Annotated in this window: 20 protein-coding genes and 1 pseudogene; 11 read left to right on the plus strand and 10 right to left on the minus strand. The window is 41.4% G+C overall.

Features of this window, described 5'->3' with window-relative positions:
- Window positions 1-10: 10 nt before the first annotated feature.
- From PH_RS07040 to rpl7ae, 8 genes are all read right to left on the minus strand, one after another.
- Window positions 11-679: an ATP-binding cassette domain-containing protein gene (locus tag PH_RS07040; protein WP_010885569.1), complete on the minus strand. Its 669-nt coding sequence runs from the start codon at window positions 677-679 to the stop codon at window positions 11-13.
- The gene (locus tag PH_RS07045; protein WP_010885571.1) at window positions 676-1,113 is read right to left on the minus strand and encodes a hypothetical protein; all 438 of its coding nucleotides are present in this window, start codon (window positions 1,111-1,113) and stop codon (window positions 676-678) included. The genes PH_RS07040 and PH_RS07045 overlap by 4 nt, the downstream gene beginning before the upstream one ends.
- The gene (locus PH_RS07050) at window positions 1,110-1,808 is read right to left on the minus strand and encodes an ABC transporter permease (RefSeq protein ID WP_010885572.1); all 699 of its coding nucleotides are present in this window, start codon (window positions 1,806-1,808) and stop codon (window positions 1,110-1,112) included. The genes PH_RS07045 and PH_RS07050 overlap by 4 nt, the downstream gene beginning before the upstream one ends.
- Window positions 1,774-2,871 (minus strand): hypothetical protein, encoded by a 1,098-nt coding sequence (locus PH_RS07055; protein WP_143522666.1) that lies wholly within the window; start codon window positions 2,869-2,871, stop codon window positions 1,774-1,776. Before PH_RS07055 ends, PH_RS07050 begins: the two co-directional genes overlap by 35 nt.
- A complete protein-coding gene (locus PH_RS07060) occupies window positions 2,834-3,226 on the minus strand; it encodes a hypothetical protein (protein WP_010885574.1) in 393 nt (130 codons plus the stop codon). The genes PH_RS07055 and PH_RS07060 overlap by 38 nt, the downstream gene beginning before the upstream one ends.
- A 239-nt stretch (window positions 3,227-3,465) precedes the next feature.
- On the minus strand, window positions 3,466-3,666 hold the full coding sequence (locus tag PH_RS07065; protein WP_010885575.1) for a 50S ribosomal protein L24e: 201 nt from the start codon (window positions 3,664-3,666) through the stop codon (window positions 3,466-3,468).
- Between the two features lie 5 nt (window positions 3,667-3,671).
- Complete coding sequence (locus PH_RS07070) at window positions 3,672-3,887, minus strand: 30S ribosomal protein S28e (RefSeq protein WP_010867791.1); 216 nt, start codon at window positions 3,885-3,887, stop codon at window positions 3,672-3,674.
- 47 nt (window positions 3,888-3,934) lie between these two features.
- Window positions 3,935-4,306 (minus strand): 50S ribosomal protein L7Ae, encoded by a 372-nt coding sequence (gene rpl7ae, locus PH_RS07075; protein WP_048053601.1) that lies wholly within the window; start codon window positions 4,304-4,306, stop codon window positions 3,935-3,937.
- Between the two features lie 112 nt (window positions 4,307-4,418).
- On the opposite strand from rpl7ae, the gene PH_RS07080 reads away from it, so the two are divergent.
- Entirely contained in the window at window positions 4,419-5,012 is a 594-nt protein-coding gene (locus tag PH_RS07080) for a rhomboid family intramembrane serine protease (RefSeq protein WP_010885577.1), read from the plus strand.
- On the opposite strand, the gene nth is transcribed toward PH_RS07080, so the two are convergent.
- A complete protein-coding gene (gene nth, locus PH_RS07085; protein ID WP_010885578.1) occupies window positions 4,991-5,659 on the minus strand; it encodes an endonuclease III domain-containing protein in 669 nt (222 codons plus the stop codon). The genes PH_RS07080 and nth overlap by 22 nt on opposite strands.
- Window positions 5,628-6,059 carry an ATPase gene (locus PH_RS07090; protein ID WP_048053406.1) on the minus strand — a complete coding sequence of 144 codons (432 nt, stop codon included), beginning with the start codon at window positions 6,057-6,059 and terminating at the stop codon, window positions 5,628-5,630. The genes nth and PH_RS07090 overlap by 32 nt, the downstream gene beginning before the upstream one ends.
- A gap of 129 nt (window positions 6,060-6,188) precedes the next feature.
- Here PH_RS07090 and PH_RS07095 point away from each other — a divergent pair, with 129 nt between their 5' ends.
- From PH_RS07095 to PH_RS07135, 10 genes and pseudogenes are all read left to right on the plus strand, one after another.
- The gene (locus PH_RS07095; protein WP_048053407.1) at window positions 6,189-7,487 is read left to right on the plus strand and encodes a leucine/methionine racemase; all 1,299 of its coding nucleotides are present in this window, start codon (window positions 6,189-6,191) and stop codon (window positions 7,485-7,487) included.
- 119 nt (window positions 7,488-7,606) lie between these two features.
- Window positions 7,607-7,978, plus strand: coding sequence for a fluoride efflux transporter CrcB (crcB, locus tag PH_RS07100; RefSeq protein WP_010885581.1), 372 nt, complete (start codon window positions 7,607-7,609; stop codon window positions 7,976-7,978).
- 5 nt (window positions 7,979-7,983) lie between these two features.
- The gene (locus PH_RS07105; protein WP_048053408.1) at window positions 7,984-8,367 is read left to right on the plus strand and encodes a DUF190 domain-containing protein; all 384 of its coding nucleotides are present in this window, start codon (window positions 7,984-7,986) and stop codon (window positions 8,365-8,367) included.
- A gap of 53 nt (window positions 8,368-8,420) precedes the next feature.
- Window positions 8,421-8,777, plus strand: coding sequence for an Mth938-like domain-containing protein (locus PH_RS07110; RefSeq protein ID WP_010885583.1), 357 nt, complete (start codon window positions 8,421-8,423; stop codon window positions 8,775-8,777).
- A gap of 10 nt (window positions 8,778-8,787) precedes the next feature.
- Window positions 8,788-9,525: a Rossmann-like domain-containing protein gene (locus tag PH_RS07115; protein ID WP_048053409.1), complete on the plus strand. Its 738-nt coding sequence runs from the start codon at window positions 8,788-8,790 to the stop codon at window positions 9,523-9,525.
- Window positions 9,526-9,573: 48 nt separating this feature from the next.
- A complete protein-coding gene (locus tag PH_RS07120) occupies window positions 9,574-11,475 on the plus strand; it encodes a GNAT family N-acetyltransferase (protein ID WP_010885585.1) in 1,902 nt (633 codons plus the stop codon).
- Window positions 11,476-11,545: 70 nt separating this feature from the next.
- Window positions 11,546-11,694: pseudogene (locus PH_RS10025) on the plus strand (phosphomethylpyrimidine synthase); the annotation flags it as partial.
- A gap of 88 nt (window positions 11,695-11,782) precedes the next feature.
- Window positions 11,783-13,105, plus strand: coding sequence for an NAD(P)/FAD-dependent oxidoreductase (locus PH_RS07125; RefSeq protein ID WP_010885586.1), 1,323 nt, complete (start codon window positions 11,783-11,785; stop codon window positions 13,103-13,105).
- Window positions 13,106-13,196: 91 nt separating this feature from the next.
- On the plus strand, window positions 13,197-14,522 hold the full coding sequence (locus PH_RS07130; RefSeq protein WP_010885587.1) for an NfeD family protein: 1,326 nt from the start codon (window positions 13,197-13,199) through the stop codon (window positions 14,520-14,522).
- On the plus strand, window positions 14,519-15,319 hold the full coding sequence (locus tag PH_RS07135) for a slipin family protein (protein ID WP_010885588.1): 801 nt from the start codon (window positions 14,519-14,521) through the stop codon (window positions 15,317-15,319). Before PH_RS07130 ends, PH_RS07135 begins: the two co-directional genes overlap by 4 nt.
- Window position 15,320 lies beyond the last annotated feature (1 nt).

Consider the following 15,320-nt stretch of genomic DNA (forward strand, 5'->3'; position numbering starts at 1 on the left):
AAGAATTTTACTAAATCCCAAGCTCTCTGAGGAACTCAATTCCATCTTCTTTTTTCCCTGCGAAAGTCACTTCACCCCCAACGAGAACAATAATGTTCTCTACTAAATCGTATATCGGTTTCCACATATGAGATACTATTATCATATTAACTCCAACTTCAGCTCTCTCCCTGATAACCTTAGAGACCTCAGAAATTCCAAACATATCGAGACCTGAGAAAGGCTCGTCCAGAATTAGGACCTCATTTTCTCCCAATAAGGCCAGAAGTATGCTTAAGCGTTTCCTCATTCCAGCTGAGTATTCTACTATCGGTCTTTTTAACGCCGATACGTCCGGAAATAGCCTTTTTATAAGTTCATCCTTAACTTTAACCCCTTTAATGTCTGAAAGTATTTTAATTAAGTCCATCCCTCTCCTATACTTCGGCAAGGATGGAGGATCTATACTAACCCCTATAACACGCTTAACTTTTGGATTATCCCAGGGATCTTCCCCAAGAAGAATTACCCTCCCCCTACTTGGTCTCCAGAAACCTACAAGCAGTTTTATCAGACTCGATTTTCCACTACCGTTGGGGCCTACTATGAGGGTTACTCCTTCCCTTATTTTCAGTGAAACATTTCTTAATACCTCTACCTTTCCTATTTTCTTATGCACATCATCAAATTGGCCAATCATTCTCCCTCCCTCCAAAGACTAAGTGAAAGTAAGAGGATGACAAAGGATAACGTCAGAAAATGAATCCTCCAGTTGCTCCTTGGGAATCCAACGTCAATGACTCTTATAGTCGCGCTTCCAGAGTAAGAGCCGTTAACTATTATCCCATAATGACCAGGGTGAGGAAGCTCTACCCTAATGACCTCATTCTTAAGCTTGCCTTCTTGAAGAACTTCAAAGTTTTCCAGGTCGACTATGGCATAGCTCCCATTACCGTAACCAACGAACGAGATATCAACTAAGGCCGAAGTTGGAGAATAGAACCCAGCAACCTTCATGCTCCCAAGGGGTATGAGAGGATACTTCACATCATCACTATTAACCGTTAACTGAAGAAAGAAAGACTCTGCAATGACCAATGTAACTACCATTAAAATTAATCTAAAGACCTTCACCTTACATCCCTCCTGACAAAGAGCCAGATTGAAGTTGGTAAAACAACTATCGAGATCATCAAGTACGGTAGTAGAGCTTTTACATAGTTACCCACTAAGACTTCTTGCACAGTTATCGTGGGGTTTAAGAATTTTAGGTTTGAAAGCAAGAAAATCAGGAAAAATGAAAGGATACCCACAGTTGGGGCATTGGGAATTAGAAGAGAAGACAGCGTTGATATGCTTACAATGTATAATAGCAAAGATGCGTAAAATGCTAAGATTATTGGGAGGAACTTAAGGACGACTTTAATGCTATAAGATGAGGAGAAGTGTAGGAGAAATATTAAAACATGCGTAACTGAAATGACGAGAAGGGAAGAAAGGTAAACACTCATAATTTTAGCGAGGATTATACCCCTCATTGAAATTGGAAGGGAATATATAAAGTATGCACTTCCTTCATCCCTTTCTCCCCTTAAAGTTAGGGCAATGAGAAAAGAAGCTCCAAGGATTATCACTACGTAAGCGTTATAAGAGAACATCGTGAAGAGGGGATAATTTAGCATTTGCCTTGGTGCACTCATCAACATGAAGAAGGTCATCCTTATAAGGCTCATCTTCATTATGAACGCCAGAATTGCCGAAGTCAAAATAAGCATGTAACCCTTTATTGGATCTTCACTTTCCCATACGACGAGCTTTAATCCTTTCATAAGCCACCACCAGAAAAACGCTTAAGGATAAGATAAGTATGAGAAGCGAATCGATTGGTATTCCAACATTTTCAAGTTTATCCTTCTTGAAATAGAAGGCATTTGTATCTTCGAGAACCATGCCAAAGCCATAGATATCCTTGCTTTTTGTTACCGGTTCCTTAGTCTTTTTAAAGTGTTCTTTGTCTGAAAATGCTACCTTTTCAAATCCAAATAATTTCCATACTGGGGACACTATCATGTATCCCTCTATTAGGATTCCAGTAGCTGGATCATAGAGGGCAAAGTTAGAAGCATTCTTGTAAAAGTTCGTTGTTACCAGGATTATAGGAGGTTTAAATTCTCTAAATCTCGCATGAACCGTTGCATTTAGTTCCCTGACATCTTTTATATGCCATTCTTCCATGACTACTTTCCCTTTTACGTTCAAGTCAAGCAAAAATAGGGTATTCATCCCAATTCTCTTCCCCTTGTAGAGCACGGAGTTGTCTTTAAGGGAGACGTTGAAAGTGATAGATTTAGTCATTTTTGGGATTTTCCTTAATAGTAAAAAGTTTTCTACTGCCTCCTTTTCCTTCTTGACGTATATCCCGTACATATAGTCTTTACTTCTGATACTTACTACTACAGCTTTTTCATCCTCGCATATCCTAATCATCTCATTTTTAGAAGTTCCAATACTACAGGAGCCACTTTTTGTGAGATTTAATCTTGAATATTTCTTGATTAACTCCATGGCCTTCTTAAGACCCTCTTTGGGAGATAGAATCCTTTGATAGCTCATTGTAAGGTTATAGGCTTCTAATGATGCATTTACCGTTATATACTCTCTAGAAACCTCTATTATCCTCCAAGTAAACACTCCATATTCTCCAGTATATATAGTTCCATTGGGAAGCTCAAGAACTACTGAGTGTTCTCCTTTGGCGGTATATTTAAAGTAAACACCTTGCCTGATCCAGTAGGGCTTTGATGCTCCCACGTTACCAAATGCTGATGTGAGAATAATGAAAATAAAGAGGAATTCAATGACTCCTACCTTCAATCCAATATATCTCGGCATACAGTTCACCACACGTCGTTTCAGCTTGAATCCAGGCTCTTAGATAAGCAGTAGTTCCCGGGGTTCCAGTCGTGTAAACGAGGTAACAATTAGGATAAGCTATCGCCCATTTCTCGATATCGTAGAGGAGAGGAGGATATAATTGACTTGCTTTTCCACTGATATATGCATAAGCTGAATCGACCCATGGATTAAAATCTCCGCCAATCTTATCAGTGTCTGTTACCACAGGATCTCTTGGAATATTTACGGTGTCTATTTTTTCTTTATTTTGTTGAGATTCATTGGCCAAGGCAATGTTTGCTACTGCTAAAATCAAAATGCTAAGAGCAATTAACAAGTGCTTTTTATTCATTAGCCCCCCCCAACAAATTGTCAATACTATATTTAGTTGAATTAGTATATAACATTTTTGATTTTATCATGAATTAGAAAATTTTAAAAACTTTATTAATTATTTTAGTAATGATTACTAAGACCTTGAAAACATAAAACATACTTTACAATCAATATACAAAAACTGAACCATTACATGTTTATAAAAAGCTAAAACTAACGAGGGATTACATCCAAAAGGAGTATAAAATTAGATGGCTACCTCTTGCCTCTCTGTAACCTAGCCTCTTGGTAAGCTTTAGTCCACTTAAGCTTCCTGGGATTCCTTCCCATAAAGTAATATCTCTCACATTTCCTCGAGCAGAAAAATAAAACTCTACCATCGTTCCTTACGTACATCTTTCCAGTTCCGGGCTCAAATGGCTTTCCACAGTAGGAACAAATGTTCCACCTTGCCAACTAATTCACCTCCTGCTCTTGATCTCTCTAGCCTCTCTTTCAGTCTCCCTTAGGATCAATATATCTCCAACCCTAACAGGACCCCTAACGTTTCTCCTAATGACCCTTCCCTTATCTCTCCCCTCGAGTATTCTAACCTTTACTTGAGTTACATCACCAGTTGTACCAGTTCTCCCAATTATCTCGATAACTTCAGCTGGATATCCCTCATCCTCGGCCATATCTTACACCTCCAAATGATCGTGATATAATGGAAAGGAAAGGGAGCTCACTTCATGAGCTCCCTAACCTTCATGGCGATCTCTTCAACTAAATCTCTCGCCTTGCCAGGCTCGATTATAGCCACACTAGCAGCAGCGACTTCAATACCGGCCGCAGCTCCAAGCTCCTTCTTGCTTGGAACGTAGATGTAAGGTATCTCCTTCTCCTCACAGAGTGGTGGTAAGTGGGCTACAATTTCCTCAGGGTCGACATCCTCTGCAATTATTACAAGCTTAGCTTGACCCCTCTCTACGGCCTTTGTAGTTTCGTTTGTTCCCTTCCTTATCTTTCCTGTATCCCTAGCTATCTCAACTGCTTGAAGAGCCTTCTCAGCGAGTTCCTTTGGAACTTCAAACTTAACGTAGCTTGGCTTCGCCATCATCCATCCCTCCCTTTAGTCATCGTTCATCTGTCGAGCTTGGTTAATTGAGAAGATTTAAAAGACTTATGGTGAAGAAAAGTATTTTAAATCGCCTGAAAATTTAGGAAAGGTGAAAGATTTGAGGCTACATAAGTACTTCCCAGGGACATTTTCACTTATAATTCTAACAACCCTCGTCTTTATTTACGAACTTGTGGTTGGCTTCGATAGAGCAATTCAAGAGTTAGCCCAAATTAATGGTCTAGTCACCCTTGGTCAGTGGTGGAGACTTATAACGGCTATATTCCTTCACATGGGCTTCATTCACTTCGGGCTCAATATATTCTGGCTCTTCTATTTGGGAATTGATCTGGAGGGGATCGTTGGAACTAGGAGATTCCTAACGGTGTTCTTTGCTTCCGCCTTAGTAGGAAACTTGCTATCTTTAATAACCCTTCCTCCCTATGTTGCATCTGGAGGAGCGAGTGGAGGGCTCTTTGGGGTTGTAGGGGCCCTCTTAGGAATAGAGGGAGTACTTAGGAGGAACATTCAAAAGGCACTGATAAATGCCCTATTACTTTTCCTGATAAACAGCATATTCCCAGGTGTTAACGCGGTTGCGCACTTCGGAGGCCTAGTTACGGGATTGATCTTCGGTTATTATTACGGGAAATGGCTTAGGAGAAAGATGCTAGATATGAGTTATTGGCTAGAGGTATCCTGAACGCCAATTTTTGGACAGAGTCCCCTTAAGGGGCATTCCCAACATCTAGGCTTTATCGGCTTGCACACGCTTTTCCCATGATCAACCATGGCATGGTTAACGTATATCCACTCTTCCCTGGGGATAAGACTCTTGAGTCTCTCCTCAACTTCCTCAGGGGAGGCATCCCAGGGAGCTAAACCAAGCCTCCTCGAAATTCTATAAACGTGGGTATCAACTGGAATTGCTGGAATTCCAAATCCATAGGCTAGAACTATGTTTGCGCACTTCCTTCCTATTCCAGGAAGCTTAATTAGTTCTTCAAACTTGTCTGGAACTCTTCCGTTGTACTTCTTCAGAATTATCCTGGAGGTCTCAACTATCCACTTCCCCTTACTCCTCCATAGGCCAACTTTCAAGCTCTTTAGGAAGTTCTGCATCTCCTCAACGCTTGCACTGGCTATGCTCTCGATGGTTGGATATCTCTTGAAGAGTTCTTCAGAGACCCTATCGGTAACCTCATCCCTATTCCTTTGGGAGATTATACACCTTATCAGGGTTTTGTATGGATCCCCTGAAACGTGATTCTTCCTGGGATAAGTTGATTTGAGAATCTTTATTATCTTAAGGGCCCTTTCACGTTCTGATAAGGGTAAGTTTTTGTTCATCAATTATCACCACTAAGTCATTTCTCACTAAAACCTTATTTAAATTTTCGAACTTTCCTCTGTATAATTCCTCAAGATTTTGGTTAAATATTAGAACTTCATTTTCCTCAGTTATTACCACTATCAGGTTTTCATCCAGGATCACATCCTTAATTCCCTTAATTTTAGCCTCTAGTACATCAACAGGATGGGTAACAAGCGTTATTTTCGTCCTATCTTCTACCCTCAAAGGGGAAGGATAAGCCTGAACTACCTTAAACTTCACTTCTTTTCCAAGTATGCTAATTCCAATGACATCTCCAGTCCTTACCGTTTTTCCTTGGAGCTTTATCCTAATAACATCAACAAAGTCGGGAGGCAACTCAACCTTGGGTAACGGCTTTAACTTCAGCTCCGACATTATGACACCCTCCACTTTCTCTTCCTTTAAGGATAAAAGGAAATCGGTCAAAAGCTATATAAGCTATTTTGACATTTAGCAAAATTATACTGGAAAGATTATTGAAAGCGCATGCTGATATTAAATAACATGAAGGCCAATGACATAATTAAGAGGTATTCCAAGGTTATAGCTCAAGCAAACAAAATGCACTACTTTCCACTCGTTCCCGTAAAGGCCGAGAATGCTAAGGTGTGGGATATCAACGGAAAGGAATACATCGACTTCCTTAGCGATGCCGCAGTTCAAAATGTTGGGCATAACAATCCAAGGGTTGTAAAGGCCGTGAAAGAGCAGGTGGATAAGTTAATGCATGCAAGCTACATATATGCCTACCCCATTGAACCGCTACTCCTCGCTGAAAAGCTAGCCGAGATAGCTCCAATAGATAACCCCAAAGTATCATTTGGCCTAACTGGGGGAGATGCCAACGATGCTGCAATAAAGTTTGCAAGAGCTTATACCAAGAGACAAACGATACTTAGCTACATGAAGAGTTTTTACGGCTCAACTTATGGAGCAATGAGCTTAACTGGTCTTGATTTTCGGGTAAGGGCAATAGTGGGAGAGCTAAGCGGAGTCCACTACCTTCCCTACCCCTACTGTTACAGGTGTCCTTTTGGGAAGGAACCAGGAAGTTGCAAAATGGAATGCGTCGAATACATAAAGGAGAAGTTTGAAGGAGAAGTATATGCTGAAGGAGTTGCAGCACTATTCGCCGAACCAATACAGGGAGATTCTGGAATAGTAGTCCCACCAAAGAATTACTTCAAAAAAGTTACCAAAATCTTGAGAGAACATGGAATATTGTTAGTTGTCGACGAGATACAGAGTGGAATGGGAAGGACTGGAAAGTGGTTTGCGATAGAGCACTTTGGAGTAAAACCTGATATAATCACCGTAGGAAAAGCCTTAGGTGGAGGTTTACCTATAAGCGCTACAATAGGAAAAGCAGAGATTATGGATTCTCTACCTCCACTTAGTCATGCATTCACTCTCTCTGGAAATCCCACTACCTCAAGAGCGGCTTTAGCTGTTATAGAGGAAATTGAGGAAAAGAATCTACTAAGGAGGGCCGAAAAATTAGGAAATTACGCAATGAAGAGGCTAAGGGAAATGATGGATAAACATGAATTAATAGGGGATGTCAGGGGAATAGGTTTAATGATTGGAGTTGAGCTCGTTAAGGATAGAGAAACCAAGGAGAGAGCTATAGAAGAGACTAGTAAGGTAATTGAGAGAGCTTTTGATCTTGGATTAATAGTCACTCACTTTAGTGGCAACGTCCTTAGGATAGAGCCACCCCTAACAATAGAGAGGGAAACCCTAGATGAGGGTTTAGATGTCCTCGAGAAGGCCATAGAGGATGTTGAAGAAGGCCGAGTATGACCTCAAAGTCAGAAAAATTCCCTAAAATTTAAGCTTTAGCTATTTAGAATATTTCCAGGGTACTTTAAAAAAGACAGTAATGCCTTAAATTTTTAAACTTGAGACCTAATGGGGGAACCATGAACGCGAAGATAATTGCACTTTTAATCATTGGAGGGGGACTCGGGGCTTTAACCAGATATTACATCTCTGGAGTCCTTCCAGTATACAAAGACTTTCCCATAGGTACCTTAATTGTCAACTCCCTAGCTAGTTTTCTTCTTGGATATATTTACGGCCTTTTATTCTCCGGTTTTGATATTTCGCCAGAATGGAGGATTTTTCTTGGAACCGGTTTCTGTGGCGGATTAAGTACATTTTCAACATTTTCCTATGAAACGTTTTCTCTTCTTAGGGAAGGCGAAATTTGGTTAGCCTTTGCTAATATCACGACAAACATTTTAGTTACAATATTCTTAGTATTCCTGGGCTTCATATTAGCTAGGAGGTGAGCTCAATGGTTGAAGTTGAACATTGGAACACATTGAGGCTTAGAATATATATAGGAGAGAATGACAAATGGGAGGGCAGACCCCTATACAAAGTCATAGTAGAAAAGCTTAGAGAGATGGGAATTGCAGGAGCCACCGTTTATAGGGGAATATATGGATTTGGAAAGAAAAGTAGGGTTCATTCTAGTGACGTTATTAGACTCTCTACAGATCTTCCCATAATAGTGGAAGTCGTTGATAGGGGACATAATATAGAAAAGGTAGTCAACGTTATTAAGCCGATGATAAAGGATGGGATGATAACGGTTGAACCTACAATAGTCCTATGGGTGGGAACCCAGGAGGAGATAAAGAAGTTTGAAGAAGACGCTATAGCGGAGCGGCAATGATGTAGATTGGCCTTTGGGGTAATGATGCCCGGGACCGGTGGAGGCTGAGCCGTATGAAAATCGAAGAAGTAAGGTTTGGTCTTGTTAAAATTGATGGAAAAGAGTTTGACCACGACATCGTAATTTACCCTTCAGGAAGGATTGAGAGAAGAATGAAGGAGATAAGCAAGAAGAAACATGGAACAAGCCATAAGCTCGATCCTGAGGAATTAGAGAAATACCTAGTTGAGGATTTTGATGTACTATTAGTTGGAACTGGAATTTATGGTATGCTCTCGCTCCTTCCAGAGAGTAAAAAGCTAGTTGAAGATAAAGAGGTCATAGAAAAACCTACCAAGGAAGCCCTTAAGCTTCTCGAGGAGTTATGGGGCAAAAAGAGGATACTTGCGATAATCCACGTAACATGTTAAGGTGAATGGAATGTTATTATCGAGGATAAAGAAGAAAGCCATGGAACTTGCCGAAGACTTAAAGCTTGTAGATTTCAGCTTTGGATTGCCTTACACTTGGGTTCTCGTTGAAGGAATTGAAGGAAGAGCTCTAGGAGTTGCGATGACGCTACCGGAGGAAGTACAAAGGTATACAAATTCTATAGAGGAGCCTTCCCTACTAGAGTTCATAGATAAGGCGGATAGTTTAAATATTATAGAGAGAACCTTAGGAGTTGCCGCAATAAACGCGGTATCTCAGTACTACATAGACTTGAGGGAAGCCAAGTGGATCGACGTTACGGAACTAATCCAACAAGATGAGATTAAGAGGATAGCGATAATAGGGAACATGCCCCCAGTAGTTAGAACCCTCAAGGAAAAGTATGAGGTTTATGTCTTCGAGAGGAATATGAAGCTATGGGATAGGGACACCTACAGCGATACCCTGGAGTACCATATCCTACCGGAGGTTGACGGTATAATAGCAAGCGCTTCCTGCATAGTTAATGGAACCCTTGACATGATATTGGATAGGGCAAAGAAAGCAAAGCTTATCGTTATTACGGGACCTACGGGGCAATTACTTCCTGAATTCCTCAAGGGAACAAAAGTAACCCATTTAGCAAGCATGAAAGTTACAAATATTGAAAAAGCCTTAGTCAAATTAAAGTTAGGTTCCTTTAAGGGGTTTGAATCGGAGAGCATTAAGTACGTTATTGAAGTTTGATTGAGCAAGAATTAAGTAAGATACCAATGAGAATTCTTTGGTGAGTCCATGATTATTAAGGGGAAGGTTAAGGAAAGTAAAATCCCAAAGTTCAAGCACCGATGGTTTGGAGTTCTAGAGGTGGAGACAAGCGAAGGAGAAGTATACAGGCTTTATATGAGCGGTGTAGCACAGTGGTTCATCGAGGGAGATGAGGTTGAGATTAGGGTAATAAACGAACCGAAGGAAAAGGATGGAGTCAAGATCCTAGAATTCAACGACTATGAGCTTTATAAATTCTATAATGGGGAGAAGATAAAGGTCTGGCCACTGTGGGAGAAGATTTACAGGGCAAAAAGGTACTCCCCCCTTACAGGTGAAGTGCTCTACGAGTATGAGATAAGGGCAAGGGAGGCAACATACGAAAGCGATTTTGAGTTCATAGCTGAGTTAGAGCAGTACCATTATGCCTCTCAAAAGGAGAAGGTAGCCTTATGGAGGTGTGAAAAATGTGGTACAATAATCGAGGCCAACACCAAGCCTATATGCCCCAAGTGCAAGACAGATAAGCACGTTCACATACTTGAGATAAAGGGTTCAACGCCAGCATCCCGTTTCTTAATATTGGAACTCGTAAAAAGGGAGGAGTATGAGCCAAGAATACTAGCATACGTTAGGGTTGATCCTCCAATTCCCCTTATGCACAGGAAGTTACCTAACGGGGAAGTTGAGAGGAATATAAGGGAGAAAGTATTCCCGGAGGATTGGCTTAAGCCCAGTTTTTGGCCTGAAAAGATAATGCATGAACTCTTCATGGAGCTCAGGAAAAAGTATCCAAAGAAAATAGCAAGATCCCTTCTCTGGGAGGAAGCTAAGGAGAGAGCATTAAGAGAGAGCAACACCGCTGGGGCCAGGATAGCTAGAGTCGTCGTTCACCCTGATTATCGCTCAGACGGTATAGGGCAGTTAAGCGTAAAGGCAGCCCTCGAGTGGATAGCAGAGAGAAGAATTCCAGAGATGAGAAAGAGAAAACACTTCGTTGAAACTATAGCTCAGATGGCCCGCTACAATCCCTTCTTCGAAAAGGTTGGATTTAAATTTGTATGGGAAACGGCTAGTGGAAGACCCGTGCTAATGTATCCCCTAACCCAGGAAGCAAAGGAGTACCTAGACAGGTACTTCAGGGAAGACCCATACGCTCCAAAAGAACCTCTATGGAAACCTAGCTATGGGAAGGTTGAGAAGCTCGAAGGTCCAATAGTGTTTAAGAACGTTACAAAGGTATTTGAAAGTGAACTCGATATAAAAGGTCTCCCCGAGGAAATTCAAGATCTACTAAAAGCCTTTGGAGTAAGACACAGGGTAATTCAGAGACCCGTCCTCAGGAATCTCAACTTTCAAATTAATCCAGGAGAAATAGTTGCCGTCGTTGGAGCTAGCGGGGCTGGAAAAACAACTCTATTAAGGCTAATTCTGGGTGCTATTAGAGGTTACTGGGAGGAAAAGTATAGACCTACCTCCGGGAAAATTGAAGTTCCCAAAAATGCGAAGGTTTCTGCTTTAATACCTGGTGAGATGGAGCCGGAATTTGGCTCAGAAACAATCCTAGAACATGTTTACAGGAAGGTAAGGGATCTAAATGCAGCAGTCGAAATTCTGAACAGATCGGGGTTAAGTGACGCCGTATTATATAGGGCCAAGTTTTCGGAGCTTTCAACAGGACAGAAGGAGAGGGCAAAGATAGCTTCACTTCTCGCTGAAAGGCCAAACGTTCTACTTATAGATGAATTTGCTGCCCACTTAGATACTCTAACAGCAATGAGGGTAGCCAGGAAAGTTAGCGAGATAGCTAGGGAAGCGGGAATAACAGCTATTATAATTACTCACAGGCCTGAGGTCGTTAAAGCTTTAGATCCCGATAAGGTTCTCTTCGTCGGTTACGGGACAGTAATCGTGAGGGATTCCCTCTAATGCTAAAATCTTTTTGACTAAAGAGGATTGACTCCCGAAAAGCTGAGAAGCTCGCTATGAGGGATGATAATGGATAAAGCAGTATGAGCTAGCATTCGATAAGGAGAGGTTTATCGAAATAAGGAAGGAAAGGCCAACAAAATGTCAACATTTGGAGATCTTTGCGCGATAAAGATAATCGGAGAGATGCTCCTGAACTCTAGACAAAAAACTCACTGAAATATGAAGGAAAAATTTGAACGAATGCCCTCATTTTCTCCCCAACATTTTAATATCTCTTAACCCTTTCTCTCTTGGGTGGAGATGCATGAAGATAGTAGTTATAGGATCTGGAACTGCTGGAAGCAATTTTGCTCTCTTCATGAGGAAGCTCGATAGGAAGGCCGAGATAATAGTTATAGGAAAGGAACCTACAATGCAGTACTCCCCCTGTGCCCTTCCACACGTTATTAGCGGAACCATAGAGAAGCCTGAAGACGTTATAGTGTTTCCGAATGAGTTCTATGAGAAGCAGAGAATAAAGATGATGCTTGGAGTCGAAGCTAAAAAGATAGATAGGGAGAGAAAGGTTATAATTACCGATAAGGGGGAGGTTCCCTACGATAAGCTGGTTCTTGCTACTGGATCAAGGGCTTTTATTCCCCCGATAAAGGGTGTCGAAAACGAGGGAGTGTTCACGCTAAAGAGCCTCGATGACGTAAGGAGGATAAAGGAATACATAAGCAAGAGGAAACCTAAAAAGGTTGTCGTTATTGGCGCAGGTTTAATAGGTCTAGAAGGAGCAGAAGCCTTTGCAAAGATTGGAATGGATGTTCTAGTTGTTGAATTACTGGAGCATCTATTACCGACTATGCTCGACAAAGACATGGCCAAGATCGTTCAAGAGGAGATGGAGAAACATGGAGTTAAGTTCAAGTTTGGAGTTGGAGTCAGCGAGATAATAGGAAATCCTGTCAAGGAAGTTAAAATTGGAGAAGAGAGTGTAGAAGCAGATCTAGTCCTAGTGGCAACGGGAGTTAGGGCTAATGTTGACCTAGCGAAAGATGCTGGGCTGGAAGTGAGTAGGGGGATAGTTGTTAACGAGTATCTTCAGACCAGTGATCCTGATATATATGCTATAGGAGACTGTGCAGAGGTATTCGATGCCGTAACTGGAAAGAGAACCCTAAGCCAATTGGGAACTTCTGCTGTCAGAATGGCCAAAGTTGCCGCTGAGAACATAGCTGGAAAGAAGGTGAAATTTAGGCCAGTCTTCAACACAGCTATAACTGAATTATTCGACCTGGAAATAGGAACATTTGGAATAACAGAAGAGAGGGCTAAAAAGGAGGGAATTGAAGTCGTAATTGGAAAGTTTAAAGGTTCAACTAAGCCAGAGTATTATCCTGGAGGAAAACCAATTACGGTTAAGTTAATATTTAGAAAGGAAGATAAGAGACTAATAGGGGCCCAAATAGTTGGAGGAGAGAGAGTTTGGGGGAGGATAATGACTTTATCGGCACTCGCCCAGAAAGGAGCTACCGTTGAAGATGTTGCCTATCTAGAAACGAGTTATGCACCACCCATAAGCCCAACGATAGACCCAATCACGGTAGCCGCTGAAATGGCCATGAGAAAATTTAAGTCATGATCTAATCCCTTCCCTTCTCTTACTATTCCAATTTAAATTAGAAAAATTTTAAGTATTAGTTACGAACAATAATTCAAGAGGCGAGATAACTATGAGAAGGATCCTTCTATCTATGATAGTCCTCATATTTTTAGCATCCCCAATTCTAGCAAAAAATATCGTTTATGTTGCTCAAATCAAGGGGCAGATAACCTCCTATACCTACGATCAATTTGATAGATACATAACGATAGCTGAACAAGATAACGCCGAAGCAATAATAATAGAACTCGACACCCCCGGAGGAAGGGCCGATGCAATGATGAACATAGTCCAGAGGATACAGCAATCTAAAATTCCAGTTATAATATACGTCTATCCTCCCGGGGCATCAGCTGCCTCTGCAGGGACTTATATAGCCTTGGGTTCTCATTTAATAGCGATGGCCCCAGGGACTAGTATAGGAGCATGCAGACCGATCCTGGGTTACTCCCAAAATGGCTCAATAATAGAAGCTCCGCCAAAGATTACCAACTACTTCATAGCTTACATAAAAAGCTTAGCCCAGGAAAGTGGAAGGAATGCTACGATAGCTGAAGAATTCATAACGAAAGACCTAAGCCTAACTCCAGAAGAAGCTCTCAAATATGGAGTAATTGAGGTAGTTGCCAGGGATATTAATGAGCTCCTTAAGAAAAGTAATGGAATGAAAACTAAGATACCTGTGAATGGAAGGTATGTAACGCTAAACTTCACCAACGTTGAAGTTAGGTATTTAGCTCCCTCCTTTAAGGATAAACTAATAAGTTACATCACGGATCCGAACGTTGCTTATTTACTCCTAACCCTTGGAATCTGGGCCCTGATAATAGGATTCCTAACCCCCGGATGGCATGTTCCCGAAACAGTTGGGGCCATAATGATAATTTTAGCGATAATAGGATTCGGGTACTTTGGCTATAATTCAGCGGGAATATTGCTAATAATAGTAGCTATGCTATTCTTCATCGCGGAAGCCCTAACCCCAACGTTTGGGCTGTTTACGGTGGCCGGCTTGATAACTTTCATCATAGGTGGGATATTACTATTTGGTGGAGGAGAGGAATATTTAGTAAGAAAGGAGGTGTTTTCTCAATTGAGGATATTAATAATAACCGTAGGGGCCATCTTAGCAGCATTCTTTGCCTTTGGAATGGCCGCGGTAATTAGGGCCCACAAGAAAAAGGCAAGGACTGGAAAAGAGGAGATGATAGGGTTAATTGGGACGGTTGTTGAAGAATTAAATCCCGAAGGAATGATAAAGGTTAGGGGGGAGCTATGGAAGGCAAGAAGCAAATTTAATGGAAAGATTGAAAAGGGGGAAAAGGTTAGGGTAGTTGATATGGATGGTTTGACACTTATAGTTGTTAGGGAAAGAAAGGAAGGTGGAGAAAAATGATGTTTGCAACAAACTTTTTTGTGACATCAATTATCTTGCTGTTTATTTTGATATTCCTAGCAAGCGCAATTAAGATAGTTAAGGAATATGAAAGGGCCGTTATATTTAGGCTTGGAAGGGTTGTCGGTGCTAGGGGTCCCGGGCTCTTCTTCATAATACCAATCTTCGAAAAGGCCGTTATCGTAGATTTGAGAACTCAAGTTTTAGACGTCCCAGTACAGGAAACGATAACAAAAGATAACGTTCCCGTTAGGGTAAATGCGGTAGTTTACTTTAGAGTCGTTGATCCCGTTAAAGCCGTGACTCAGGTTAAGAACTACATAATGGCTACCTCGCAGATATCGCAAACAACCCTAAGGAGCGTAATAGGTCAAGCCCACTTGGATGAACTATTAAGCGAGAGGGATAAACTGAATATGCAACTTCAGAGGATCATCGATGAAGCAACCGATCCCTGGGGAATAAAAGTTACCGCTGTAGAGATTAAGGATGTAGAGTTACCGGCTGGAATGCAAAAAGCCATGGCAAGACAGGCAGAAGCTGAAAGGGAGAGGAGAGCAAGGATAACGCTAGCTGAGGCCGAGAGACAGGCCGCTGAAAAGCTTAGGGAAGCTGCAGAGATAATAAGTGAACATCCAATGGCCTTACAACTAAGAACCCTTCAAACGATAAGCGATGTCGCCGGCGATAAGAGCAATGTAATTGTACTAATGCTCCCGATGGAGATGTTAAAGTTATTCAAGAGTTTATCGGATGCAGCGGAAGCTTACATGAAGAAGAAGGAAGAAGAAAAGTAAT

The organism is Pyrococcus horikoshii OT3 (assembly GCF_000011105.1).
GTDB lineage: Archaea > Methanobacteriota_B > Thermococci > Thermococcales > Thermococcaceae > Pyrococcus > Pyrococcus horikoshii.